The organism is Stenotrophomonas sp. 86156_Sma (genome assembly GCF_056481625.1).
The window spans coordinates 1141283-1166239 of the sequence record NZ_CM151157.1 but is presented as its reverse complement, the minus strand read 5'-3'; the positions used below and the strand labels follow the sequence as shown (position 1 = coordinate 1166239).

Genomic DNA, 24957 nt, shown 5'->3' with positions numbered 1-24957 from the left:
GCAACGCTGAATACGGGACACAGTGCCCCTCATCTGCTGCTATCGCCAATTCACCTTGACCTGTTAACGTGCAGTAATGACCTGTGGCATTCTCCTCGTAACACATCCCGGGGTCGGGACCGCCCTGCTAGACGTGGCGACCCGGCTCCTGCGGCAATTGCCGCTGAAAACCGAAGCTTTCGAAGTACCGTTCGACGCAGACCTGGACGCCCTGCTCCCGCTCGCCTCGGCCGCTCTGCGGCGGGTCGACAATGGTGAAGGCGTGCTGATCCTGACCGACCTGTACGGCGCCAGCCCCGCCAACCTTGCCGGGCAGCTGGCCCGGCTGGGGACCCCGGTTCGCCGGGTGTCGGCGCTGAGCCTGCCGATGTTGCTGCGGGTGATGAATTATCCGGAACAGGGACTGGATCAACTGCCCGCCACAGCCGCGGCGGGTACCCGTAATGGAGCGATAGTCGACGATGCTTGAACGAGAACTCACCGTGAGCAACCGCCTGGGCCTGCACGCCCGGGCCACCGCCAAGCTGGTGCAGACCCTGGCGCCGTTCCGCTGCAACGTGACCATGGCCGCCAAGGGCCGTGAGATCAACGCCAAGAGCATCATGGGCGTGATGCTGCTGGCCGCCGGCCAGGGCACCCCGGTCACGGTGCGCATCAACGGCGAGGACGAAGCCGCCGCGATGGAAGCGGTGGTCGGCCTGTTCGAACGCCGCTTCGACGAGGACAGCTGAGCGTGCCACGCGCGCGCGCCGGCCAGGTCCCTTCCGGCCAGCGGCCGGTACAGCTGCTGGCCGGGCACGGTGCTGCCCGTGGCGCGGCGATGGGCCGGGCGCGGGTGCGCCTGCCACATGCGCTGGAAGTGGCCGAGCAGCGCGTCGCCGCCCATCAGGTCGAGGCCGAGCTGGCCCGCCTGCACCGCGCGGTGGATGCCGCGCGCACCGAAATGCACGAACTGCGGCAGCGCCTGCATGGCGCCCTGAACCAGGAAGTGGGCGAGTTCCTCGACCTGCATGCCCTGCTGCTGGACGACCCCGAGCTGTTGTTCGGGCTGGACGAACTGATCCGCAGCGGCCCGTACAGCGCCGGCTATGCGTTGCGCCTGCAGCGTGACCGCCTGGCCAAGGTCTTCGATGGCATGGACGATGCCTATCTGAAGAGCCGCATGGACGACCTCGACCATGTGATCGGCCGCATCCACGCCTTCCTGCAGCCCGAACGCCCGCAGGTGATGAAAGGCCTGGCCGGTGAAATCCTGGTCTGCGACAACATCGCGCCCTCCGAGCTTGCCCAGTTGCAGGCGCAGGGCGTGGTCGGCATCGTCACCGCCGCCGGCAGCGCGCTGTCGCACAGTGCGATCCTGGCGCGCAGCCTGCACCTGCCCTTGATCGTCAACGTGCCGCAGCTGCTCAGCCGCATCGCCGATGGCGACGTGCTGATCATCGATGGCGCCGACGGCAGCATCACCGCCAACCCGCAGGCCGACAACCTGCGCGACTACCGCGCGCGCCTGAAAGAACATGCGCGCGAGCAGCGCGAGCTCGGCCGCCTGCGCAGCAAACCCAGCCGTACCCGCGACCAGGTCGACATCGCCCTGCTGGCCAATGCCGAATCGCTGGAGGACGTCACCCAGGCGCATGCGCTGGGCGCGCAGGGGCTGGGCCTGTACCGCACCGAATTCCTGTTCCTGCAGCGCAACGAGCTGCCGGACGAAGAAGAACAGTTCCAGACCTACCGCGATGCCGCGTTGGGCATGAGCGGGCGACCGGTCACCATCCGCACGCTCGATCTGGGCGCGGACAAGGCCGACCGCACCGGCCTGACCCTGAGCAACGAAGAAAACCCGGCCCTGGGACTGCGCGGCGTACGCCTGTCGCTGGCACGGCCCAAGGTGGCCGACACCCAGCTGCGCGCGATCCTGCGCGCCTCGGCCTACGGCAAGCTGCGCGTGCTGGTGCCGATGGTCAGCACCCGCGAGGAACTGCTGGCGGTGCGCCGGCGCATGCTCAAGCTGACCGAACAGCTGCGCAGCGAAGGCCACATGGTGTCCGACCATGTGCCGCTGGGCGCGATGATCGAGGTGCCCGCTGCGGCGTTGGCGCTGGAGAGCTTCATCGACCTGGTCGACTTCCTGTCGATCGGCACCAACGACCTGGTGCAGTACCTGCTGGCCGCCGATCGCAACAACGAGGCACTGGGCGAGCTGTATTCGCCGCTGCATCCGGCCGTGCTGCGGTTGCTGCAGATGGTGATCGAGACCGGCGCGCGGCATCGCATTCCGGTGGCGGTCTGCGGTGAGATGGCCGGTGATGCACGGATGACTCCGCTGCTGCTGGCGCTGGGCCTGAGCGAATTCAGCCTGCACCCCGGCACACTGCTGGAGGTGCGCCGCGCGATCCGCGAGGCCGACCTGGCCGCGCTGCGCGCGCGCGCACCGAAGCTGCTGGCCGCACGCGACCGCCGCGCGATCGAGCGCTGGCTGGCGCTGGTGGCGGATACGCCCTGAGCGCCAAGGGTAGTGCCGGCCGCTGGCCGGCAACCTCATGGCCTTCGATGGGGCCGCTTGCCGGCCAGCGGCCGGCACTACCACCGCCCGGCGGCTATGCGTTGAAACATCCCCTTGCGATAATGACGCGCTGAACACCCCTGTTGCCGCATCCTTGCCGGGATCGCGGCTTTTCTTATCCCGCGGGAGCTGCGATGGCTGAAGCTGTACGCCACGACAAGACTGCGCGCCAACTGCGGATGCTGTCCGACGCACTGGACAGCGGTCGGCTGGGCCCGGTGCGCCGCCTGGTCAACACCCTGGCCCCGGCCGAGATCGGCAACCTGCTCGAATCGCTGCCGCCGGGCAAGCGCGAGGTGGTCTGGGGCCTGGTCGATCCGGAAGATGACGGTGAGGTGCTGGTCCACGTCGGCGACGACGTGCGCGAGAGCCTGCTCGCCGACATGGACCCGGACGAGATCATCGCCGCGGTCGAAGACCTGGACATCGACGATCTGGCCGACCTGGTCGAAGATCTGCCGGACACGGTCATCGACGAAGTCCTCAAGTCGATGGACCGCGAGAACCGCGAGCGCCTGGAGCAGGTGCTGTCCTACCCCGAGGACAGCGCCGGCCGCCTGATGAACCCGGACGTGGTGACCGTGCGCGCCGACGTCAACGTTGACGTGGTGCTGCGCTACCTGCGCCTGCGTGGCGAACTACCCGACCACACCGACCACCTGTTCGTGGTCAGCCGGCGCCATCAGTACCTCGGCCGGGTGTCGCTGGCGGCACTGGTGACCCACGAGGACACCACCCCGATCAACCGCCTGATCGACGACGAGCAACCAGCGATCGATGTCGGCGAAAGCGACCAGGAGGTCGCCCGCCAGTTCTCCGACCATGACTGGATCTCCGCGCCGGTGGTGGACGACAACAACATCCTGGTCGGCCGCATCACCATCGATGACGTGGTCGACATCATCCGTGGACAGGCCGAGCACCAGGCGCTGGGCGCCGCCGGCCTGGACGAGGACGAGGATCTTTTCAGCCCGGTCTGGCGCGCCATGCGCCGCCGCCTGATGTGGCTGTCGGTCAATCTGTGCACGGCATTCCTGGCGTCCAGCGTGGTCGGCCACTTCGAGGGCACCATCGACAAGCTGGTGGCGCTGGCGGTGCTGATGCCGATCGTCGCCGGCCTCGGCGGCAATGCCGGCACCCAGGTGCTGGCGCTGATGGTGCGCGGCCTGGCGCTGGGCCAGGTGGGCGCCTCCAACGCGCGCACGCTGCTATGGAAGGAAGTGCGGGTCGCCTTGTTGAACGGCGTGATGCTGGGCTCGGTACTGGGCCTGATCGTATTGGCCTGGTTCCATTCACCCGGACTGTCGGCGGTGATCGCCATCGCGCTGACCTGCAACCTGCTGTTCGCCGCGTTGGCCGGCGTGCTGGTGCCACTGACCCTGAAACGCTTCGGCTTCGACCCGGCGCTGGCCAGCGGCATCTTCCTGACCGCCGTGACCGACTCGATGGGCTTCTTCACCTTCCTCGGCCTGGCCACCCTGGTGCTGCTGCACTGACCGCATCAAGGATCGGGGCCCGCCAAGCGGGGCTCGGACCCCACTCAACGGGAACACCCATGGCAACAACGATAGAAAACTACTTCCAGCCCGGCTGGCGCGACCAGCAGCACACCTGCCCGGCCTGCGAATGGAAGGGCAGCTCTCGTGCCATGGAGATGGAGCTGGACGAGGACGCCACCGAGTACGACTGCCCGGTCTGCGAGAACCCGCTGCTGGTGGTGCTGCACCCGGATATGGCGCAGGTGCAGGCTGCAGCCGCCGAAGGCAATGCCGAGGCACAGGAGCAGCTGGACATCATCGCCAGCTTCCCGCGCCCGCAGTGACGCGGCGCATGATGCCGGGCCGACGTTGGCGGACTACGATGCAGGCGTTCTCGCCGCTTCGGAAAACCCCATGGTCCGTTTGCTGTCGCGCTGGCTGCCATTGCTGGCCCTTCTGATGATGAGCGGTTGCACTTCGCTGCCGGACAGCGGGCGTGGCCGCTTCGAAGCACGTGCGGTGAAGGTGGACGGGCACACGGCTTACTACCAGGTGTTCATTCCCGCGGGCCTGCAGGCCCGCAGCCCTGGTGGGCAGACGCCCGCAACCTCCAACGTCCCGGTCATCCTGTTCCTGCACGGTTCGGGCGAGCGCGGCGCCGATGGCATCAAGCAGACCCACGCCGGGCTGGGGCCTTATCTGCGCGAGCATCCCGACTTCCCTGCCCTGGTGGTGTTCCCACAGGTACCGGGCCATGAGGAATGGAGCGGCCGCAACAACCGTGCGGCCGTTGCCGCGCTGGACGCGACGATCGCCGAATTCGGCGCCGACCCGGCACGGCAGTACCTGACCGGCATGTCGATGGGCGGCTACGGCAGCTGGAACATCGCCCTGGATGACCCGCGCCGCTTCGCCGCGATCGTCCCCGTGTGCGGTGCCGTGCTGGCACCACGCGCAAAGCGCCCGACGCTGTTCGTAGAGCAGGTCGCCCAGGAAACCGATCCGTATGCCGTGATCGCGCAGCGCCTGCAGCACACGCCGGTCTGGATCTTCCACGGCGCGCTGGACGACGTGGTGCCTCCGGATGACGACCGCAGGCTGCACAGCGCATTCCAGAGCGCCGCTGCACGCGACGTGCGCTACACCGAGTACCCGGAAGGCAACCACAATGCCTGGGACGCTACCTACGCCGACCCGGCAATGTGGGCGTGGCTGTTCGCGCAGAAGCGCTGAACCGCAGTTTCTCGTAGCTGCCAACCTTGGTTGGCACTGACTGCTCCGGTAGTTGCCAACCTTGGTTGGCATTGACTGCTCTGGTAGTTGCCAACCTTGGTTGGCACTGGCCTACCTGAAACCAAGCCATTCCCCGATGTTCACTGGAAGCAGGCCCATCCATGCTTGCTCCATGCAGAACACACGTCTCCTGCTCGGTCGTCGCTCCAGCGTCGGCCTCAGCTATATCCTCACCACAGTCGTCCATGACCGCGCACCGCTCTTCACCAACGCCGCAGTGGCCGCCTTGGCAGTGCGCGAATTCCAGCGACTTGATCAGGAAGGCTTCACCCGCTCGATTGCCTACGTGGTCATGCCCGACCACATTCACTGGCTGGTCGAACTGCGCGCCGGGTCACTGGAAACCGTCATGAAGCGTTTCAAGTCGCGCACAGCCCAGCAGGCAAACCGGCTGCTGGGGCGAGTCGGGCGCTTCTGGCAGGCCTGCTATCACGATCATGCGATCCGCTCGGACGAATCGTTGCATCGACATGCGATGTACCTGATGGGAAATCCGATCAGGGCCGGGCTGACGTCGCGGTTGGGGCAATATCCCCATGCATGGTGCGAATGGGAGCTAGGGGCATCATGTGATCTACCCGATGACATGAGCTCCGGTGGATAGTGCCAACCAAGGTTGGCATCTACCAAAGCGGTGCGCGGACAAGCGGAGCGGTGAGTGTGCCAACCAAGGTTGGCACCCACCACAACAGCAGTACCAACCAAGGTTGGCACCCACCAAAGTGGTCAGCCCAGCAGCGTTTCCAGCACGGCCATGCGCACGGCGACGCCGTTGGCGACCTGGCGCAGCACCCACGACTGCGGGCCGTCGGCCACCTCGTCGGTCACTTCCACGCCGCGGTTTATCGGGCCTGGATGCAGCACCGCGGCATCCTTGCCGGCGCGGGCCAGGCGTTCGTTGGTCAGGCCGTACTGCGCGTGGTACTGCTCCAGCGACGGCACCAGGCCTTCTTCCATGCGCTCGCGCTGCAGGCGCAGCATCATCAGCGCGTCGACGCCTTCCAGCATCGCGTCGAAATCATCACCGACCACGCAGCCCTTCAGGGTCTCGTCGTCCGGCAGCAGCGACTGCGGGCCGCACACGCGGATCTCGCCCACGCCGAGCGTACGCAGCGCATGCAGGTCGGTGCGGGCCACGCGCGAGTGCTTCACGTCGCCGACGATCACCACTTTCATCTTCGAGAAATCCGGGCCCTTGGCCTGGCGCAGGGTCAGCATGTCCAGCAGGCCCTGGGTCGGGTGCGCGCTGCGCCCGTCACCGGCGTTGATCAGTGCAGTGCCCTCACCCGCTGCCTCGGCCAGTGCGGCCACGGCGCCATCATCGGGGTGGCGCACCACGAAGCCGCGCACGCCCATCGCCTCCAGGTTGCGCAGCGTGTCGCAGGCGGTTTCGCCCTTGCGCGTGGACGAAGTCGAGGCATCGAAGTTCAGTACGTCGGCGCCCAGGCGCTGCGCGGCCAGCTGGAACGAGCTGCGGGTGCGCGTGGACGGTTCGAAGAACAGCGTGCACACCGCCGAACCGGCCAGCACGTGGCGCTTGTTGCCGACACGACCGACCGCGGCGTCGCGGATCTGCCCTGCCCGGTCAAGCAGCTGCAGCAGGGTGTCGCGCGGAAGGCCTTCGAGGGTCAGCAGGTGGCGCAGGCGGCCGGAGGCATCGAGTTGCTGGGCGGTCATGGCGGTGTCGGGCAGTCAGGGAATGGGGGTGGCGTCGTCCGGCGACGACAGCCAACGGTCGATGATCACCGCCGCGGCAACGGCATCGAGGGCGGCCGCATCACGGCGGCGCTTGCGCCCTTCGGCGCGCTCGACAGCGAAGCGGCGGGAGGCCTCGACCGAGCTGGAACGCTCGTCGATCATCACCACCGGCAGCTTGAAACGTTCCCGCAGCTGGCGGGCAAAGCCCTGCGCGCGCTTGCGGTTGGGCTGGTCCTGGCCGTCCAGGGTCAGCGGGTCGCCGACCACCAGGCCGTCGGGCTTCCATTCCTTGAGCAGGCGTTCGATCGCGGTCCAGTCCGGGCCGTTGCCATGCACATCGACCACCGCCACCGCGCGCGCATGCGCAGCGAAGGCACTGCCGATGGCCACGCCGATGCGGCGCGAGCCGACATCGAACCCCAGAACGGTGCCATCACGGCGGATTGCCGGGGCAGCAGAATCCGGCGCGGGCGTAATGGGCTCAGACATGGCCGCTGTAGTCGGTCAGCCGGAACAGGTCCACGCCGATGCGCGAAGCCGCGCCCTGCCAGCGCTGCTCCAGCGGCAGCTGGAACACCAGCTCGGCATCGGCCGGCACGGTCAGCCAGCTGTTCTCGGACAGCTCGCTTTCCAGCTGCCCTGCACCCCAACCGGCACAGCCGAGGGTGACCACGGCATTGGCCGGGCCTTCGCCGCGCGCCATCGCTTCGAGGATGTCGCGCGAGGTGGTCAGGTACAGGCCGTCGCCCACGGTCAGGCTGGAATCCCACGCCCGCGCGTCGTCATGGATGACGAAGCCGCGCTCGGGATGCACCGGGCCGCCATTGAGCACCATGCGCGCCTGCAGGTCGCCATCACCGGTGGTGATGTCCATCTGTGCAAGCACTTCACCCAGCGTGTACTCGGAAGGCTGGTTGACCAGCACGCCCATTGCGCCGTTCTCGTCGTGCTGGCAGATCAGCGCGACGCTGCGGGCAAAGGTCACGTCGAGCAGCGACGGCAGCGCGACGAGCAGGTGATCGGCAAGGGAGGTCGGCGTTACAGGCATGGGCCCATTCTACCTGCTGGGGGCGGGATGGTCGCGCGATGGCGCCGAACCGCGATGGGCTAGGATGGTGCTTTGCCATGGAAGGTCATCGATGCAGTCTTCATCGCCCCTGACCCTGCCGGCACGCAGCGCCATCGTCCTGATCGCGCTGCTGCAGGGCCTGATGCTGTATGCCGCGCAGGAACTGTCCGATGCGTGGCCGTTCCGCGATATCGGCTGGCTCTACTGCTGGTATGCCTGGGTGCTGGCCATTCCCAGCGCGGTGGCGCTGAGCCTGGTCGAGCTGGGCCAGCGCCGCCTGTGGCTGCAGGCCGCGCTCGGCTCGGCGGTGGTGCTGGCGCTGGCCGCCTGGATCGGCTGGAACCTCAACGGCGAGACCGCACTGGAATCGGGCGCGCTGCAGTTCCCGCTGACCGTGGGCATGGCCGTAGCAGTGTTCGTGGCCCTGCCCTGGTGGCAGTTCCAGCTGCAGCACGGGCATTGGCGCGCCAGCTATCCGGAGCTGTTCGAGCGCGCCTGGCAGAATGGTTTGACCCTGGCCCTCGCCGCGCTGTTCACCGGGCTGACCTGGCTGCTGCTGTGGCTGTGGGCGGCGCTGTTCCAGCTGCTCGACGTGACCATCTTCCGCGACCTGTTCCGGCAGGACGCGTTCATCGCGCTGGCCACCGGCAGCCTGGCCGGGTTCGGCGTGCTGATCGGGCGCACCCAGCACCGCGCGATCCAGATCACCCGCCAGGTGCTGTTCGCGATCTGTCGCGGGCTGCTGCCGCTGCTCTCGTTCATTGCCGTGCTGTTCGTGCTGAGCCTGCCGCTGACCGGGCTGGAACCGCTGTGGAAGACCCGCTCGGCCGCCAGTCTGCTGCTGGTGCTGTCGCTGCTGCTGGTGTCATTCACCAATGCGGTCTACCAGCAAGGCGACGACACCGCGCCCTACCCCGTCGTGCTGCGCCGGCTGGTCGAGGCCAGCCTGCTGGCGCTGCCGGTCTATGCGGTGCTGGCGCTGTATGCACTGGGCCTGCGCGTGGTGCAGTACGGCTGGACCCTGGACCGCTTCTGGGCGGTGCTGATCGCGTTGACCGTGGCCGGCTATGCACTGGGCTACGCGCTGGCGGTAGTGCGCCGGCAGGGCCGCTGGCTGCAGACGCTGGAGCCGGTCAACCGCTGGATGTGTTGGGCGGTGCTGGCACTGGCATTGCTGGGCAACTCGCCGCTGCTGGACCCGGTGCGGCTGACCCTGTCCAGCCAGTTGGCGCGCCTGCGTGCGGACCCGCCAGCGATCACCAGCAGTGACGTCAACGTGCTGCGCTTCGATCTTGGGCGCCGTGGCGTGCAGGCGCTGCGCGAGCTGCAGCGTGATCCGGCCATCACCGCCGATGCCAACGCGCCACAGGTGATCGCTGCCGCGCTGGCACGTACCTCGCGCTGGGACGATGGACAGCGCCTGGACAAGGGTCTGCAGGACGTCGCCGCCCTGCAGCGCGCGCTGAAGCTGGCCAAGGAATCCAGCTCGCCACCGGACGATTGGTGGCAGGCACTGGCCACCCGCGCGATCAATGGCGAATCCTGCGCCCAGAGCGAGCGCGACTGCCTGATCGTGCATCGCGACCTGGATGGCGATGGCAGCAACGAGGTGCTGCTGTGCGAGCTGTACACCCACCGTGGGCCGGACTGCGTGCTGTACGCACGTGGCGGGGATGGCCAGTGGCGCCGGGCCGGCTCGCTGTTCGGCACCGTCAGCGGCCAGGCCGAGGCGATCAACCAGGCCCTGCGTGACGGCAAACTCACGCTTGTGCCACCGCGCTGGCCGATGCTGTCCATCGGCGGGCGCCCCGCGGTGGCCATCGATCCCGAACCCGAATCCAACGAGTCTTCTCCATGAGCGGTTACTGCCTCATCGCCCCGGGCCATCCGGTGCACGACTACTACCACGCCAACGAATACGGCTTCCCGCAGCGTGACGAGCGCGAGCTGTTCGAGCGGCTGGTGCTGGAGATCAACCAGGCCGGGCTGAGCTGGGAGACCATCCTGAAGAAGCGCGAGGGCTTCCGCGCGGCCTATGACGGCTTCGATGTGGATCGGGTTGCAGCCTACGCCGAGCAGGACATCGAACGCCTGCTGTCGGACGCGGGCATCATCCGCAACCGGCTGAAGGTGCTGGCGGCGATCCACAACGCGCAGGTGATCCAGCAGCTGCGGGCCAACCACGGCAGCTTCGCGGCGTGGCTGGACGCGCACCACCCGCGCAGCAAGGCCGACTGGGTGAAGCTGTTCAAGAAGACCTTCCGCTTCACCGGCGGCGAGATCACCGGCGAGTTCCTGATGAGCCTGGGCTACCTGCCCGGTGCGCATGCCGAGGACTGCCCGGTGCATGCGCGGCTGCTGACGCTGTCACCACCGTGGTTGCAGGCCTCCCGGTAGCGCCGGCCGCTGGCTGGCAGCCTCGGAACGCCTCAGGTGTTGCCGGCCAGCGGCCGGCACTACCGTCGAATCGTCACACGCCCATGTAGCGGCCCGGGCGGTGGTTGAACATCAGCACCAGGCTGAGCACCACCGCGCCGATCGCCGAGTACAGCACCTTCGACGGCGACAACACGAAGAAGGCGGCCACCATCAGGCAGGCGTCGTAGGACATCTGCACCTTGCCCGCGCTCCAGCCGCGGGTGCGCTGCAGGTACACCGCCAGGATACCGATACCACCGAGGCTGGCACGGTGGCGGATGAAGAACAGGATGCCCAGGCCGGACAACGCACCGCCCACGATCGCCGAATACAGCGGGTTGATGTGCGAGAAGTCGATCCAGCGCGGCAGCAGGTCGGTCAGCACGCCACAGGCGGTGACCGCAGCGAAGGTCTTCAAGGTGAATTCCCAGCCCATGCGACGCAGCGCCACCCAGTAGAACGGCAGGTTGACCAGCACGAACACCAGGCCGAAGTTCCAGCCCATCGCGTAGTGCAGCAGGAACGCCATGCCGGCCATGCCGCCGATCATCAGCCCACCCTTGGCGAAGATGGCCAGGCCCAGCGAGGCCACCATCGTGGCCAGCACCATGCCCTGCACGTCCTCGGCAATCGAGTGGCGCAGCGCTTTTTCGTCAGCGGTGGTGCCGGCGCTGTCGGGCGGTGGGGTCAGCGGACCAGCGGTGACCAGGTGGCCGTCAGCGTCGTCGCACGGCGCGGAGCCATGGGCGGGAAGAGACATACGGGTGGGGGAACAGCAGGTGGGGAGCGATATTAGACACGATCTGCATGACAGTTGCAGATGAAATCGTTCAGCTGCGCTCGCCCATTCAGATTATTTCGGAGGCGTCACCGGCAGCACGGCCAGCATGTCCTCGCCATCGTCGTCCATGCCGGTCTCGACGAACCCGAAGCTGCCGTAGAAGGCGCCGGCCACCGGATTGCGCGGGTTGTAGCAGATCTCGATCTCGGCCAGGCCGGGCGTGTCCCGGATCTGCGCCAGCGCCAGTTCCAGCGCCCGCCGCCCGATGCCACGCCCCTGCCAGCGCTGATCGACCATGAAGCGCCAGATCGAGATGCGCTGCGGCGTCTCCGGCACCCACATGAAGAACCCGACCAGCTCGCCATCGGCCTGGATGGCGCGGGTCTGGTAGCCGGGATGGAATGCGGCCTGCACCAGCGACCAGGTATTGCCGGCAACGAAATCCTGCTGCGCCTCACTGACGTCGAGGTCGCACACGGCTTCGTAGTTGTCGACGGTGATCGCGTCCAGCGTGACCTGCATGAGGGCGTCCTGCCTCGGGATGAACGCCCAGTCTGCCTGACTCTGGATGCCGTGTGGCCAAGCCCCACACGGCCATTCAGCGCAGCGTTGCCTGCCTCATCCCTTTCCGGCCAGATGATGCGCCACCAGCGCGTTGGCGTGGCCATGGCCCAGCCCATGCTCGCTTTTCAGGAAGCTGACCAGTTCCATGTGTTTCAGGCCCTTCTTGCCCGCCAGCAGCCCGAACCAGTGCGTCACCGGTTGCCCATAGGTCTTCTCGATGGAGGGGAAGTACGAGGCCGGGCCTTTCGGCTTGGTGTCAGTGCTCATGTGGAAGCTCCTTGCATTGGATGTACGGGTACGACGAACCGGGGAGCCGGAAATCGACAGATCCGTTCAATCCGGGAGCCGTATCATCCCTTCATGCCCCGTGAAAACCTCAACGACCTGCAGGCCTTCGTCCACGTTGCCCGCGAAGGTAGCTTCACCAGGGCCGCCGCCCAGCTGGGTGTCTCCCAGTCCGCGCTCAGCCATGCCATGCGCGGCCTGGAAGAGCGCCTTGGCGTGCGCCTGCTGACCCGCACCACCCGCAGCGTGTCCACCACCGAAGCCGGTGCGCGCCTGCTCGAGACCCTCGCCCCGCGCCTGGCCGAGATCGAGGACGAACTGGCCGCACTGGCCGAGTACCGCGAACGCCCGGCCGGCACCATCCGCATCAATGCCACCGGCCATGCCGCCGAATACATCGCCTGGCCGCGGCTGGCGCCATTGCTGCAGCAGTATCCGGACCTGAAGGTGGAACTGGCTGCAGACTACGGCTTGGCCGACATCGTCGCCGAGCGCTACGACATCGGCATCCGCCTCGGCGAACGGCTGGCGCGCGACATGATCGCCGTGCCGGTCAGCCCGCCGCTGCGCATGCGCGTGGTCGGTGCGCCCAGCTACTTCCGCCAGCATGTGGTGCCACGGCATCCGCACGACCTGGCCAACCACAACTGCATCACCCTGCGCCTGCCTACGCATGGCGGACTGATGCCGTGGGATTTCGGCCAGGACGGCAACGAACTGAGCGTGCGCGTGACCGGTCAGTGGACCTTCAACACCATGGGCATGACTCGCGCGGCTGCACTGGCCGGCAGCGGGCTGGCCTGGCTGCCGGAAGACCAGGTGCAGCCGATGCTGGACGATGGCCGGCTGCAGTCGGTGCTGGACGATTGGTGCCCGCACTTCGATGGCTACTACGCGTATTACCCGTCACGCCGCCACGTCACCGTGGCGATGCGCACGGTGCTCGATGCGTTGCGCGGGCCGATGGGGAGTTGAGGAGTGCGGACCAACGGTCCGCACCCACCACCAACGGTCCGCACCCACCTGGTGATCAGCCCTTGGCCTGCGCGGCGCGCTGCGCGTTGTAGCGCTCACCGACAATCGACACTTCATCCAGCTCCTGCGCGATGCGTTGCAGTTCCTCCGGCGCCAACTGCAGGTCGGCCGCGCCCAGGTTTTCTTCCAGGCGATGGATCTTGGTGGTGCCCGGAATCGGCACGATCCACGGTGCCTGCGCCAGCAGCCAGGCCAGCGCTACCTGCGCCGGCGTCGCGCCACGTGCGGCAGCGATCGTGCTGATGCGGTCAACCAGCGCCTGGTTGGCACGACGCGCCTCCACTTCAAAACGCGGTACGGTGTTGCGGAAGTCGTTGGCGTCGAAGGTGGTATCGGCGTTGATCGCGCCGGTCAGGAAGCCACGGCCGAGCGGGCTGAACGGCACGAAACCAATGCCCAGTTCCTGCAACGTCGGCAACAGTTCGCGCTCCGGCTCACGCCACCACAGCGAGTACTCGCTCTGCACGGCGGCCACCGGCTGCACTGCATGGGCGCGACGCACGGTGGCGGCACTGGCCTCGGACAGGCCGAAGTGGCCGACCTTGCCTTCGGCGATCAGGTCGCGCACGGTACCGGCCACATCCTCGATCGGCACGTTGGGGTCGACGCGGTGCTGGTAGAACAGGTCGATATGGTCGGTGCGCAGGCGCTTGAGGCTGGCCTCCGCCACCGCGCGGATGTTCTCGGGACGGCTGTCCAGCCCGGTATCGACGCGCGCATCCTTGAAGCCGAACTTGGTGGCGATCACCAGCCTGTCGCGGTACGGCGCCAGCGCCTCGCCGAGCAGGTCTTCGTTGGTGTAGGGGCCATACACTTCGGCGGTGTCGAAGAAGGTCACGCCACGCTCGACGGCGGCCTGCAGCAGGGCGATGCCCTGACTGCGCTCCACCGGTTGGCCGTAGCCATGGCTCAGGCCCATGCAGCCCAGGCCGAGGGCGGAAACCTTCAGGCCACCGCGGCCGAGTTCACGTGTCTGCATCGTCGTGCTCCAAAGGGGGAGCGCTGACGATACGCCTGCAGAGCCCACGGATTGAATGGGCAGCATTGCAGTTGGTCATGACTGGAATTCATCAATACGCGCAGCCGCCCGCCCGTAGCGTCGAGCTTGCTCGACTCGACAAGAACAGTCGAGCAGGCTCGACGCTACGGAACACCCAGGTCACCGGATCTCGGAAATCTCCACGCCATCCAGCCCCTGCGACAGGGTGCGCGCGTCGCCGCCCTGGCTGAGCTTGATGCGCAGGCGCACTTCGTTCTGCGAATCGGCGTAGCGCAGCGCGTCCTCGTAGCTGATCTCGCCCGCCTGGTACAGCTCGAACAGGCTCTGGTCGAAGGTCTTCATGCCCAGCTGGACCGAGTCCTTCATCACTTCCTTCAGCTTGTGGATCTCGCCGTCGCGGATGTAGTCCTGCACCAGCGGCGTGCCCAGCAGGATCTCCATCGCCACCTTGCGCGAGCGGCCATCGGGCGACGGCACCAGCTGCTGCGCGACCACGCCCTTGAGGTTCAGCGACAGGTCCATCAGCAGCTGGTTGCGGCGGTCTTCCGGGAAGAAGTTGACGATGCGGTCCATCGCCTGGTTGGCGTTGTTGGCATGCAGGGTGCACAGCACCAGGTGGCCGGTTTCGGCAAACGCAATGGCGTGGTCCATGCCTTCGCGGGTACGCACCTCGCCGATCATGATCACGTCCGGCGCCTGGCGCAGGGTGTTCTTCAACGCGGCTTCCCAGCTGTCGGTATCGATGCCGACTTCGCGCTGGGTGATGATGCAGCCCTCGTGCTTGTGCACGAATTCGATCGGGTCTTCGATGGTGATGATGTGGCCAGTCGAGTTCTGGTTGCGGTAACCGATCATCGCCGCCAGCGAGGTCGATTTACCGGTACCGGTGGCACCGACGAACAGGATGATGCCGCGCTTGGTCATCGCCAGCGTCTTGATGATCGGCGGCAGGCTCAGCTCTTCCACGGTCGGAATGCGCGTCTCGATGCGACGCAGCACCATGCCGACCTGGTTGCGCTGGTAGAAGCAGCTGACGCGGAAGCGGCCGACGCCGGACAGGCCGATGGCGAAGTTGCACTCGTGGGTCTTCTCGAATTCCTCGCGCTGCGCCGGGGTCATCACGTTCAGGACCAGGTCGCGGCTCTGCTGCGGCGTGAGCGGGGTCTGCGTGATCGGCGAGATCTTGCCGTTGACCTTCATCGCCGGCGGCATGCCGGCGGTGATGAACAGGTCCGAGGCGCGCTGGTGCGCCATCAGCTTGAGGAACGAAGTGAAATCGATGGTGGTCGCGGTGGTGTTCACGGCGGGCTCCCAATGGGGCATGTACCAGGAAACGGTCGGAGGCGGAAACGGCGCGGGAACGGCGGCGCACTGGCGCCCGCCGCCCCGTTGCTGCCCGCCTTACTCGAACAGGCGCTTGTCCTTGGCGTAGTCGCGGGCCTGGTTGCGGGTGATCAGGCTGCGCTTGACCAGCTCCTGCAGGTGCTGGTCCAGGGTCATCATGCCGTACTGCTGGCCGGTCTGGATGGCCGAATACATCTGCGCCACCTTGTCCTCGCGGATCAGGTTGCGGATGGCCGGGGTGCCGACCATGATTTCCCACGCAGCGGTACGGCCGCCGCCGACCTTCTTCAGCAGTGCCTGCGAGATCACCGCACGCAGCGACTCGGACAGCATCGAACGCACCATCGGCTTTTCGCCGGCCGGGAACACGTCGATGATACGGTCGATGGTCTTGGCCGCCGAGCTGGTGTGCAGAGTGCCGAACACCAGGTGGCCGGTTTCCGCGGCGGTCAGTGCCAGGCGGATGGTTTCCAGGTCACGAAGTTCGCCGACCAGGATGATGTCCGGGTCCTCACGCAGTGCCGAGCGCAGCGCTTCGTTGAAGCCATGCGTGTCGCGGTGCACTTCGCGCTGGTTGATCAGGCACTTCTGCGAGGTGTGCACGAATTCGATCGGATCCTCGACGGTGAGGATGTGGCCGTATTCGTTTTTGTTGATGTAGTCGATCATCGCCGCCAGCGTGGTCGACTTGCCCGAGCCGGTCGGGCCGGTCACCAGGATCAGGCCCTGCGGCTGCTGGATCACTTCGCGGAACAGCGGCGGGCAGGCTAGGTCCTCGAGGGTGAGCACCTCGGACGGAATGGTACGGAACACCGCACCGGCGCCGCGGTTCTGGTTGAACGCGTTGACACGGAAGCGCGCCAGCGACGGGATCTCGAAGGAGAAGTCCACTTCGAGGAATTCCTCGTAATCGCGGCGCTGCTTGTCGGACATGATGTCGTACACCAGCGCGTGGACCTGCTTGTGGTCCAGGGCTGGGATGTTGATCCGGCGTACGTCGCCGTCCACGCGGATCATCGGCGGCAGGCCTGCGGACAGGTGCAGGTCGGACGCTTTGTTCTTTACGGAAAACGCCAACAGCTCGGCGATATCCATGAGCGGCTACTCCCCAATAACGGCTTCGACTGGAAGGATCTTTCCCCGGGCGGCAGTATAGCCTCCTGATTCAACGGAACGCGTTACGTGGCCACTCCCCTGCCCCAGATCCTGAGCAACCTGCACGCCGCCGCCGAGGCCGCTGGCAGGCCCGACCCACGCCTGCTGGCGGTGTCCAAGACCCAGCCGGCCGAGGCCGTGGCCGCGCTGGCCGCACAGGGCCAGCACGCGTTCGGCGAGAACTACGTGCAGGAAGCACTGGCCAAGATGCAGGCGCTGCAGCACCTGGCCCTGGAATGGCACCTGATCGGCCACCTGCAGTCGAACAAGGCCGATGCCGTGGCCAGCCATTTCGACTGGGTGCAGAGCGTGGACCGTTCCAAGCTGGTGACCGCGCTGGCACGCCATCGCCCGGCCGCGCGTGGCCCGCTGAACGTACTGATCCAGGTCAACATCGACGATGAATCCAGCAAGCATGGCTGTGCACCGGAAGAAGTGGATGCACTGGCCGCCGCGATTGCCGCCGAACCCAGCCTGCGCCTGCGTGGCCTGATGGCGATTCCCGCACCGTGGCCGGAAGCGGAGCGCCGTCGGGATGCATTCGTGCGCATGCGCACACTTTTCCAGTCGCTGGCTGCCCAGCACGCGCGGATCGACACGCTGTCGATGGGCATGAGCAGCGACTACGCCGAAGCCATCGCCGAGGGTGCCACCCTGGTGCGCATCGGCACCGCCCTGTTCGGCGCCCGCCCGGGCCCGGCCTGATTTTCCAAGGAGACTTCCATGGCAGCTGATTCCATCACCTTCATCGGCGGCGGCAACATGGCCCGCAGCCTGATCGCCGGCCTGATCCGCCAGGGCGTGCCTGCCGCGCACATCCACGTGGCCGAACCGGTGGCCGCACTGCGCGAGTCACTGGCTGCCGACTTCGGCGTGCAGGTGCACGACAACGCCGCCGATGCCGCCGCGCACGGCCGCACCTGGCTGCTGGCGGTGAAGCCGCAGGTGCTGCGCGATGTGTGCCAGTCGCTGCAGGCGCTGGCACAGGCGAACCGGCCACTGGTGGTGTCGATCGCCGCCGGCATCACCAGCGCGCAGCTGGAACGCTGGCTGGGTGGCAATCTGCCGGTGGTGCGCGCGATGCCGAACACCCCGGCCCTGCTCGGCGCCGGCGTGACCGGCCTGTACGCCACCGCGTCGGTGGATGCGCAGCAGCACGCACGCGCCGAACAGGTGCTGGCCAGTGCCGGGCGCACGGTGTGGATCGACAGCGAGTCGCTGATGGATTCGGTGACTGCCGTATCCGGCAGCGGGCCGGCCTATGTGTTCCTGCTGGCCGAAGCGATGGAAGCGGCAGGTATCGCCCAGGGCCTGCCGGCCGACGCTGCGCGTGCGCTGGTGGTGCAGACCCTGCTGGGAGCCTCGCGCATGCTTGATGAGGCCGGTGAAAGCCCGGCCGAGCTGCGCCGTCGCGTGACCTCGCCGAACGGCACCACCCAGGCCGCGATCGAGAGCTTCCAGGCCGGTGGTTTCGAGGCGCTGGTGGACACCGCGCTGCGCGCCGCGCAGGTACGTGGGCAGGAACTGTCTGCGGCGAATGATTGATCCCGATGTGTGCCGACCAACGGTCGGCACCTACCATCATCCACGCATGGCGTGGATGTTCACTGCCCCAATGTGGCCATGACGAAATCGACGAAGCACTGCAACCGCGGGCGCGGCCGTCGATCCGGCAGGTAGATCAGGTGCATCGGCCGCGGTTCGGGCAGGTAGTCGCGCAGCAGCGGCTTCAACCGCCCGGCCGCGATTTCGCCGGCCAGCAGCGCGGTCGGCTGCAGCACCAGCCCTGCGCCGCCCACGGCGGCCTCGCGCAGTGCAACACCGTCGTTGCAGGTCAGCCGCGCCTCCCAGTCCACCTGTTCGCCGTTGGCCAACTGCCAGCCATGGCCGCCGCGCCAGGCCAGGTGGCTCAGGCAATCATGCCCCTGCAGATCCGCGGGCGTGCGCGGCGTGCCGCGCCGGCGCAGGTAGGACGGTGCCGCACACAGGCTCATTGCATACGGCGGCAGCGGCCGCGCCACCACCTCCTGCGATGGCAGCGGCCCGACCCGGATCGCCACGTCGAAGCCATCCTCGATCAGGTCCACGCGGCGGTTGCTCAGGTCCAGTTCGATGTTCAGCAACGGCTGCTCACGCAATAGTCCGGACAGTACCGGCGCCAGCACGCAGCTGCCCCAGGTAGTCGGCGCGCTGACCCGCAGCAGGCCACGCGGCTGCACTTGCAGGCCGGCGACATCGGCCTCGGCCTGCTGCACCTGCTCCAGCACCTGCCGGCACCCGGCCAGGTAGGCGCTGCCGGCTTCGGTCAGGCGCTGGCGGCGGGTGTTCCGTTGCAGCAGCGCGGTACCCAGGTGCGCCTCCAGCTGCTGGATGTACTTGCCGACCATCACCGCCGACACCTGCAGCTGTTCGGCAGCTCCTGCAAAGCTCCCGGACTCGGCCACGGCGACGAAGGCCTGCATGCAGCGAAGGGTATCCATTGCTAATCCATAGTTAGGAATCTGCGAAGCATACGCCGCTTACCTAACCCCACTGTGAGGGCGCAGACTGCGCTCATTCCCCCTCTCGCAAGGAACCGCCATGAAGATTCTCCTTGTGGGTGCCAGCGGCACCCTCGGCCAGGCAGTCGCGCGCCAGCTTGGCCAGCAGCACCAGATCCTGGCCGCCGGCCGCAACAGCGGCGAACTGCGCGTCGACCTGACAGACGACGCCAGCGTCGCCGAACTTTTCGCGCGCACCGGTCCGGTCGATGCAGTGATCTCCACCGCCGGCAAGCTGCACTTCGGTCCGCTGAAGGACATGACACCCGAGCAGTTCAACCTCGGCCTGCAGGACAAGCTGCTGGGCCAGGTGCGGCTGGCACTGGTCGCCCAGCACCACCTCAACGCCGGCGGCTCGATCACCCTGACCAGCGGCATCGTCAGCGCACAGCCGATCCGCGATGGCGCCAACGCCACCTCGGTGAATGCCGCACTGGAAGGCTTCGTGCGTGCCGCCGCGTTGGAGCTGCTGCCGCGTGGCCTGCGCATCAACGTGGTCAGCCCGAACGTGCTGATCGAATCGATGGCGGCTTACGGCCCCTATTTCCCAGGCTTCGAAGCGGTGAGCGCGCAGCGCGCGGCGCTGGCCTTCCAGCGCGCGGTGGAAGGCATCCAGAGCGGCGAGACGATCACGGTCTGGTAAGAAAAAAGGGGACGAAAAGGGGACGGAGGGGATTAAGTCGTTAATGCACAAACGACATAATCCCCTCCGTCCCCTTTTCGCGGGTCACTCCCAGCGCATCGGGCCGTCGCCGCGTTCGCCGAGGACGTCTTCGGGGTTGGCCAGGCGGCAGCGCTGCAGCGACAGGCAGCCGCAGCCGATGCAGCCGGTCAGTTCATCGCGCAGCAGTTCCAGCATGTGGATGCGCTCCTCCAGCTCGGTGCGCCAGCGCGCGGACAGCTTGGCCCAGTCGGCCTTGGTCGGCGCGCGGCCCTCGGGCAGGCTTTCGAAGGCACGGCCGACAGCTTCCAGTGGCATGCCCACCCGTTGCGCGACGCGGATCACGGCCAACCGTCGCAGCACGTCACGGCTGTAGCGCCGCTGGTTGCCCGAGGTGCGCAGGCTGCTGATCAGCCCCTTGCGCTCGTAGAAATGCAGCGCGGAAACCGCCACGCCACTGCGCTGGGAGACTTCGCCAACGCTGAGTTCCTGGGAAACCATTGCTTGACCTAAACTGCAGTTGAGGTGGCATGCTGCTATCTTCGCCGCCAGTTGACAAGCGCGGCCCGCATCTGACTCGTATGTCCCCCACTCTTTCGCCCGCCGACGCCCGTGCGCCGGCTGATACGTCGATCCTGTCTCCCCGCTATCGCGCCACCACCATCGGCATGGTGGCACTGGTGGCGCTGCATGCCTTCGAGGCCCTGGCGGTGGCGGCCGCCATGCCGACCGTGGCCGAGGCGCTGGATGGCCTGCGCCTGTATGCGCTGGCCTTTGGCGGCACCCTGGCCACCAGTGTCATCGGCATGACCCTGGCCGGACGCTGGGCCGACCGCCAGGGACCAGCTCGGCCGCTGTGGTATGGCCTGGGCTGCTTCGTGCTGGGCCTGCTGCTGGCCGGCTTCGCCATGCGCATGGGCATGCTGGTGGCCGGGCGCCTGCTACAGGGCCTGGGCGCAGGCGCGATCTCGGTCTCGCTGTACGTGATGGTTGGCCGCAGCTATCCCGAACACCTGCGCCCGAAGGTATTCGCCGCGTTCTCCGCCGGCTGGGTGGTGCCGTCGATGATCGGTCCCGCGCTGAGCGGGCTGATCGTGCAGCATCTCGGCTGGCGCTGGGTGTTCCTGGCCGTGCCACTGCTGGCGGTCCCGGCCGCGCTGCTGCTGCGCCCGGCGCTGGCGCGCAGGCAACCGAGCGATGCAGGAAACAGCGACGATGGTCGCGGCAACGTGGTGCGCTGGGCCAGCGGCGCCTCGCTGGCGGCGCTGCTGCTCTACTTCGGCGGCCAGCAGCAGGGCCTGCCTGCGCTGCTCTGCATCGGCGTGGCCATGCTGGCGCTGCTGTTCTGCGTGCACCGCCTGTTGCCGGCCGGCACGTTGCTGCTGCGCCGCGGACTGCCCAGCGTGATCGCCCTGCGCGGCATCGCGGCGGCCGCATTCTTCGCCTGTGAGGCCTACCTGCCACTGCTGTTGCAGCGCGAACGCGGGCTCTCGCCCAGCTGGGCCGGCGCGGTGCTCAGCCTCGGCGCATTGGGCTGGTTCGCCGGTTCATGGCTGCAGGGCCACCAGCAGCGCGGCTGGTCACGCCAGCAGCTGCTGCGCGTTGGCACACCGCTGATGACGATCGGTATCGCCGCCACACTGGCCGTGCTGTTCAACGCCGTGCCGCTGCCGGTGGCACTGGTCGGCTGGGCCATGACCGGCTTCGGCATGGGCATGATCTACGCCAGCCTGTCGGTGCTGACGCTTTCGCTGTCGGCGCCGCATGAGCAGGGCGCCAACACCTCGGCGCTGCAGCTGAGCGAAGCGTTGTCGGTGACCACCGCACTGGCGGTTTCCGGTGCTCTGTTCGCGTTGTTCGTGGAAACCGCACCACACACCGGCTACGTGCTGTGCCTGGCAATCACCTTCGGCCTGGCACTGCTGGCCACGGTAATCGCGCGGCGGGTGTAGCACCGCCGCATTGCGGGATTGCCGGCCAGAGGCCGGCACTACCGGCTGCCGGTCCCCATGTCATCGATATCCCGGTGCAGGATGCGCCTCACCTCCAGCACCGCCTGCGGGGTTTCCTGCACGCTGTGGCCGGAGATGATCACCTTCTCCGACAGCGCGCCCGGCAGATGTGCGCTCCAGTACGGCACCAGCCCATCATCGGATTTTTCCACCGGCAGCTCCGGCTTGCGCTGGGCGATGATCGAGTGGTACTTCAGGCCCGCCTCAATCGGCAGCTGTGCGGCGGCCTTCACGAACGGATCGCTGGCCTTGAGGTTGTCGATGCTGTTCGGGATCTTCGGCTTGGCGGTGCCATCGACCTGCTGCTCGGCCTGCGCCAGCGCCATGAACACGTCCTCGAACTTGCCGAGGATTGTCAGCGGCAGGCGTACCAAGCGACCAATCAGGCGACCGACCTTGTTGCCGGCAATGTCGGTGCCCTGGTGCGGCGCGGCGATGAAGATCGCACGCTCCACGTTCGGCTGTGCCTTGAAATGCAGCAGCGGACCCAGCTTGTTCTGCACCCGCTTCAGCCGTTCCCCCTTCAGGTCGTAGTTGGCCAGCAGGTCGTTCCACAGTACATCGCCGGAATCGCTCACCAGCAGGCGCGCCAGCACGCCGCCCATGCTGTGACCGATGTAGACCATGTCCTTCGACGCACGCGTGCTGCCGTTGGGATCGAAATGCTTCAGCGTGTCGTTGAATGCATTGGCGATCTCGTAGCGGTTCAGCGCGATCGGCGCATTGGTCGGGTAATAGACCTGCCACACCTGGAACTGCTGGCGCAGCTCGGGGTCACCCATGATCTCGTTGGCCAGGTTCACCCACGCTTCCGGGCTGCTGGCCAGGCCGTGCAGCATGAAGATGATGCGGCGGTTCGGGTCCCACGGCTGCATCAGGTAGATGTGCGGCTCGCCGATGCCCTCGCTCATGCCGAACAGGGTACGCAGCGACTGCCGGGCGAAGCCACTCTGCGCCAGCCACAGGCCGTAGGCGGCAGTGAAGTTGCCGGCCAGCGGTACCTGCTCACCGTGCAGAGTGATGCGCTCGGTCGCTTCCGGCGAATAGGCATCCAGCTCGACCCGGCGCGTGCGCATCACGTCTTCCAGGCTGCTGCCTTCGAACCGCAGCAGTGCGGTGACGTTGATCGAGGACATCTCACTGAACTCGGGCACCGAATCGTCATGGCGGTGGCGGCGGCCACGACGCTCGTCGTCCTCGTCGTCCTGCGCGGTTTCAGCCTTCGGGCCGTCGGGCGCGATCACTGGCGCGACCAGTTTCGGCGGGTCCATCACCATCACCAGCTCGGCACCGAAGCCATCGCGGCGATAGGTGCTGCGCAGGCCAACGAAGCTGACCGTTCCCGCTGGCACCAGCTGCGCCGGAATGCTCTTCAGACCCAGCTGCTGGTAGTTGGAGGCCAGCGACCAGCTACCGACCGTGAGCGGCTTCGTATAGTCCTCGCCGGCCAGCGCAGCGGCGCGTGCGCGCACGAACAACACCACCGCCGCCTTCTCGGCCGCGTAGTTGTAGTAGTCGCGCACCTGCGTCTGGCGGTCCTCGAAGGCCCGGTCGGACGGTGAGCGGCCACTGTAGAACAGGTAGGCATAGGCATAGCGTGCGGCTTCCAGCCAGGCATCCAATGCCGCATCACTCATCGGCGGGTCGCCTGCGGCGGTCTTCTTCGGCGTCATCGCCAATGCAGCCTTCACCCACAGCTCGGACAGCGCCGACAGCCGCTGCTCGACATTGAGGTCGTCGGTCATCAGCAACGTGCTGCGGCAGACCAGGAAGTCCTTCTCGCACTGCGATTCGTCCAGGCCCGCTGCGCTGAGCGTTTCACGCGCGGCAGGGCTGAGCTTGCCAGTGTTGAGCACATCCGCGCGCTTGTTGACCAGTGAATCACTGGATTTGACCTGCTTGACGGTGACCATCGCGCAGCCGCTGCTGCCCAGCAGCAGGAAGGCGGCGAACAACACCGGCAGCAGGCGCTGCCAGCGGGTCAGAAAGAGTTGGGTCATTACTGCGGGTCCTGCTCGGTGCCGGGCACGCCCTGGCGGATCACGGTGGAGAAATGCTCGCCATCACCCAGGTCCAATGCGCGCTGGGTGATGCGGCCCTTGTCGTGCAGCTCGGTGTACGGCACGCCCGGCGTGAGCGCGCCGACCTCCTGCGCGTACTCGGCCAGGTAACCGGACAGCAGCAGGCGGTAGTCCAACGGCAGGCGCGGTGCGATGTGGCGGGCCAGGTCGAAGACGATGGTCGTGCAGTTGCTGGTCAGCGTGTTGTAGAAACCCGGCTTCGCATCCAGTTCACGCGCCTGCTCGATGTACGCAGCGAACAGTTCCTTCAGCTGCGCGCGGTCCATGCCATGCAGGCGGTACAGGTAGACATCTTCGCCACGCGCATTGGTGCGGGTGCGGATGATGTCGGTCTCCTCCGAAGCCACCAGGGTCATCTCGAACTTGCGGAAGAAGCCGCCCAGCGCGGAGAACGACTCACCGCGCTCCTTGCGGATCTCCAGCGAGAACACCACGTGGCGACCATCCTCGAAACCGAACGAGATCAGCGTGTGGGCGATCGCCGGGCCCATCCAGTACGACAGCACCAGGTCGGCCGAGCGCAGCTGGTCCAGGTCGTATTCGCGGCGCACCCAGTGCGCGTCGTAGTCGGTTTCGCTGCGCCAGCTGAAGTCGCGCACGTTGTCCAGCACCACATGGCGCCCGTCGAAGGACACTACGTGCAGGCGCTGGGCCACGTCGTCGGCCCATACGCGGTCCTGGCGCGGGGTCAGCAGCAGCCACCACAGGCCGGCCAACGCCAGTGCCACACCGAAGGCCGTGCCGAGGCGGCGGGAGGCACGTCCCCGCGCGACCCGCCACGACGCCCACAGCGCCACCAGCAGCCACAGCACGGCCACGCCGGTGGCCAACCAACCCGGCCCCGGCAGCTGGTAGGCCAGCAGCCCGCTCACCCACAGCGCCGCCAGCGCCATGGCACTCCCTGTCATCCAACGTCCTGCGGCGTTCACTGGCATCCTGTCGCGGTCTTGAAGCCGCATAGTTAGCCACAAGCGGGTTCA

General features: G+C 67.1%; 27 protein-coding genes. 14 read left to right on the top strand and 13 right to left on the bottom strand.

The window, feature by feature from the left end:
* Positions 1 to 76: 76 nt before the first annotated feature.
* From ACZK33_RS05440 to ACZK33_RS05410, 7 genes are all read left to right on the top strand, one after another.
* Positions 77 to 469 (top strand): PTS sugar transporter subunit IIA, encoded by a 393-nt coding sequence (locus ACZK33_RS05440; protein WP_049462131.1) that lies wholly within the window; start codon positions 77 to 79, stop codon positions 467 to 469.
* Complete coding sequence (locus ACZK33_RS05435) at positions 462 to 731, top strand: HPr family phosphocarrier protein (protein ID WP_005408385.1); 270 nt, start codon at positions 462 to 464, stop codon at positions 729 to 731. Before ACZK33_RS05440 ends, ACZK33_RS05435 begins: the two co-directional genes overlap by 8 nt.
* A 2-nt stretch (positions 732 to 733) precedes the next feature.
* Positions 734 to 2503 (top strand): phosphoenolpyruvate--protein phosphotransferase, encoded by a 1770-nt coding sequence (gene ptsP, locus ACZK33_RS05430; RefSeq protein ID WP_423175838.1) that lies wholly within the window; start codon positions 734 to 736, stop codon positions 2501 to 2503.
* A gap of 194 nt (positions 2504 to 2697) precedes the next feature.
* Positions 2698 to 4059 carry a magnesium transporter gene (mgtE, locus tag ACZK33_RS05425; RefSeq protein WP_010483662.1) on the top strand — a complete coding sequence of 454 codons (1362 nt, stop codon included), beginning with the start codon at positions 2698 to 2700 and terminating at the stop codon, positions 4057 to 4059.
* Positions 4060 to 4118: 59 nt separating this feature from the next.
* Positions 4119 to 4385, top strand: a complete 267-nt coding sequence (locus ACZK33_RS05420; protein ID WP_010483664.1) for a hypothetical protein — start codon at positions 4119 to 4121, stop codon at positions 4383 to 4385.
* 70 nt (positions 4386 to 4455) lie between these two features.
* On the top strand, positions 4456 to 5274 hold the full coding sequence (locus ACZK33_RS05415) for a carboxylesterase family protein (protein ID WP_423174342.1): 819 nt from the start codon (positions 4456 to 4458) through the stop codon (positions 5272 to 5274).
* 172 nt (positions 5275 to 5446) lie between these two features.
* Positions 5447 to 5938 carry an REP-associated tyrosine transposase gene (locus ACZK33_RS05410; RefSeq protein WP_032130187.1) on the top strand — a complete coding sequence of 164 codons (492 nt, stop codon included), beginning with the start codon at positions 5447 to 5449 and terminating at the stop codon, positions 5936 to 5938.
* Positions 5939 to 6060: 122 nt separating this feature from the next.
* On the opposite strand, the gene ACZK33_RS05405 is transcribed toward ACZK33_RS05410, so the two are convergent.
* The 3 genes from ACZK33_RS05405 to ACZK33_RS05395 are packed head-to-tail and all read right to left on the bottom strand — an operon-like array spanning position 6061 to position 8080.
* Positions 6061 to 7011 (bottom strand): aspartate carbamoyltransferase catalytic subunit, encoded by a 951-nt coding sequence (locus tag ACZK33_RS05405; RefSeq protein WP_032130186.1) that lies wholly within the window; start codon positions 7009 to 7011, stop codon positions 6061 to 6063.
* 15 nt (positions 7012 to 7026) lie between these two features.
* On the bottom strand, positions 7027 to 7521 hold the full coding sequence (gene ruvX / locus ACZK33_RS05400) for a Holliday junction resolvase RuvX (protein ID WP_423174343.1): 495 nt from the start codon (positions 7519 to 7521) through the stop codon (positions 7027 to 7029).
* Positions 7514 to 8080, bottom strand: a complete 567-nt coding sequence (locus ACZK33_RS05395) for a YqgE/AlgH family protein (protein ID WP_281055404.1) — start codon at positions 8078 to 8080, stop codon at positions 7514 to 7516. The genes ruvX and ACZK33_RS05395 overlap by 8 nt, the downstream gene beginning before the upstream one ends.
* 91 nt (positions 8081 to 8171) lie before the next feature.
* On the opposite strand from ACZK33_RS05395, the gene ACZK33_RS05390 reads away from it, so the two are divergent.
* A complete protein-coding gene (locus ACZK33_RS05390) occupies positions 8172 to 9959 on the top strand; it encodes a DUF4153 domain-containing protein (protein ID WP_423174344.1) in 1788 nt (595 codons plus the stop codon).
* The gene (locus ACZK33_RS05385; protein ID WP_110711396.1) at positions 9956 to 10498 is read left to right on the top strand and encodes a DNA-3-methyladenine glycosylase I; all 543 of its coding nucleotides are present in this window, start codon (positions 9956 to 9958) and stop codon (positions 10496 to 10498) included. The genes ACZK33_RS05390 and ACZK33_RS05385 overlap by 4 nt, the downstream gene beginning before the upstream one ends.
* A 73-nt stretch (positions 10499 to 10571) precedes the next feature.
* Here ACZK33_RS05385 and ACZK33_RS05380 read toward each other — a convergent pair whose 3' ends face one another.
* The 3 genes from ACZK33_RS05380 to ACZK33_RS05370 all read right to left on the bottom strand — a co-directional run bounded on the left by ACZK33_RS05380 (position 10572) and on the right by ACZK33_RS05370 (position 12131).
* Positions 10572 to 11279 carry a YitT family protein gene (locus tag ACZK33_RS05380; protein ID WP_094002035.1) on the bottom strand — a complete coding sequence of 236 codons (708 nt, stop codon included), beginning with the start codon at positions 11277 to 11279 and terminating at the stop codon, positions 10572 to 10574.
* Between the two features lie 93 nt (positions 11280 to 11372).
* Complete coding sequence (locus ACZK33_RS05375; protein WP_423174345.1) at positions 11373 to 11822, bottom strand: GNAT family N-acetyltransferase; 450 nt, start codon at positions 11820 to 11822, stop codon at positions 11373 to 11375.
* A gap of 96 nt (positions 11823 to 11918) precedes the next feature.
* Positions 11919 to 12131, bottom strand: coding sequence for a DUF4287 domain-containing protein (locus tag ACZK33_RS05370; protein ID WP_005408372.1), 213 nt, complete (start codon positions 12129 to 12131; stop codon positions 11919 to 11921).
* A gap of 93 nt (positions 12132 to 12224) precedes the next feature.
* Here ACZK33_RS05370 and ACZK33_RS05365 point away from each other — a divergent pair, with 93 nt between their 5' ends.
* On the top strand, positions 12225 to 13124 hold the full coding sequence (locus ACZK33_RS05365) for a LysR family transcriptional regulator (RefSeq protein WP_049463612.1): 900 nt from the start codon (positions 12225 to 12227) through the stop codon (positions 13122 to 13124).
* Between the two features lie 55 nt (positions 13125 to 13179).
* On the opposite strand, the gene ACZK33_RS05360 is transcribed toward ACZK33_RS05365, so the two are convergent.
* The 3 genes from ACZK33_RS05360 to ACZK33_RS05350 form a co-directional block, all read right to left on the bottom strand.
* Positions 13180 to 14163 (bottom strand): aldo/keto reductase, encoded by a 984-nt coding sequence (locus ACZK33_RS05360; protein ID WP_478454203.1) that lies wholly within the window; start codon positions 14161 to 14163, stop codon positions 13180 to 13182.
* Positions 14164 to 14343: 180 nt separating this feature from the next.
* Entirely contained in the window at positions 14344 to 15507 is a 1164-nt protein-coding gene (locus tag ACZK33_RS05355) for a PilT/PilU family type 4a pilus ATPase (RefSeq protein WP_049400675.1), read from the bottom strand.
* A 78-nt stretch (positions 15508 to 15585) separates the two neighbouring features.
* Entirely contained in the window at positions 15586 to 16623 is a 1038-nt protein-coding gene (locus ACZK33_RS05350) for a type IV pilus twitching motility protein PilT (protein ID WP_423174346.1), read from the bottom strand.
* A gap of 87 nt (positions 16624 to 16710) precedes the next feature.
* Between ACZK33_RS05350 and ACZK33_RS05345 the strand changes: the two genes are divergently transcribed.
* Both ACZK33_RS05345 and proC read left to right on the top strand, forming a co-directional pair.
* Positions 16711 to 17388, top strand: coding sequence for a YggS family pyridoxal phosphate-dependent enzyme (locus tag ACZK33_RS05345; RefSeq protein WP_107431432.1), 678 nt, complete (start codon positions 16711 to 16713; stop codon positions 17386 to 17388).
* An 18-nt stretch (positions 17389 to 17406) separates the two neighbouring features.
* Positions 17407 to 18228 carry a pyrroline-5-carboxylate reductase gene (gene proC / locus ACZK33_RS05340; RefSeq protein WP_279913663.1) on the top strand — a complete coding sequence of 274 codons (822 nt, stop codon included), beginning with the start codon at positions 17407 to 17409 and terminating at the stop codon, positions 18226 to 18228.
* A gap of 59 nt (positions 18229 to 18287) precedes the next feature.
* On the opposite strand, the gene ACZK33_RS05335 is transcribed toward proC, so the two are convergent.
* Positions 18288 to 19163, bottom strand: coding sequence for a LysR family transcriptional regulator (locus tag ACZK33_RS05335; RefSeq protein ID WP_423174347.1), 876 nt, complete (start codon positions 19161 to 19163; stop codon positions 18288 to 18290).
* A 100-nt stretch (positions 19164 to 19263) separates the two neighbouring features.
* Between ACZK33_RS05335 and ACZK33_RS05330 the strand changes: the two genes are divergently transcribed.
* A complete protein-coding gene (locus tag ACZK33_RS05330) occupies positions 19264 to 19866 on the top strand; it encodes a short chain dehydrogenase (protein WP_423174348.1) in 603 nt (200 codons plus the stop codon).
* An 84-nt stretch (positions 19867 to 19950) separates the two neighbouring features.
* Here the strand turns inward: ACZK33_RS05330 and soxR are convergent, their stop codons facing one another.
* Complete coding sequence (soxR, locus tag ACZK33_RS05325) at positions 19951 to 20385, bottom strand: redox-sensitive transcriptional activator SoxR (protein ID WP_032127734.1); 435 nt, start codon at positions 20383 to 20385, stop codon at positions 19951 to 19953.
* A 29-nt stretch (positions 20386 to 20414) separates the two neighbouring features.
* Between soxR and ACZK33_RS05320 the strand changes: the two genes are divergently transcribed.
* Positions 20415 to 21836 (top strand): MFS transporter, encoded by a 1422-nt coding sequence (locus tag ACZK33_RS05320; protein ID WP_423174349.1) that lies wholly within the window; start codon positions 20415 to 20417, stop codon positions 21834 to 21836.
* Between the two features lie 38 nt (positions 21837 to 21874).
* Here ACZK33_RS05320 and ACZK33_RS05315 read toward each other — a convergent pair whose 3' ends face one another.
* Both ACZK33_RS05315 and ACZK33_RS05310 read right to left on the bottom strand, forming a co-directional pair.
* Positions 21875 to 23896: an esterase/lipase family protein gene (locus tag ACZK33_RS05315; RefSeq protein WP_032127736.1), complete on the bottom strand. Its 2022-nt coding sequence runs from the start codon at positions 23894 to 23896 to the stop codon at positions 21875 to 21877.
* Positions 23896 to 24870 carry an Lnb N-terminal periplasmic domain-containing protein gene (locus tag ACZK33_RS05310; RefSeq protein ID WP_423174384.1) on the bottom strand — a complete coding sequence of 325 codons (975 nt, stop codon included), beginning with the start codon at positions 24868 to 24870 and terminating at the stop codon, positions 23896 to 23898. The genes ACZK33_RS05315 and ACZK33_RS05310 overlap by 1 nt, the downstream gene beginning before the upstream one ends.
* Positions 24871 to 24957 lie beyond the last annotated feature (87 nt).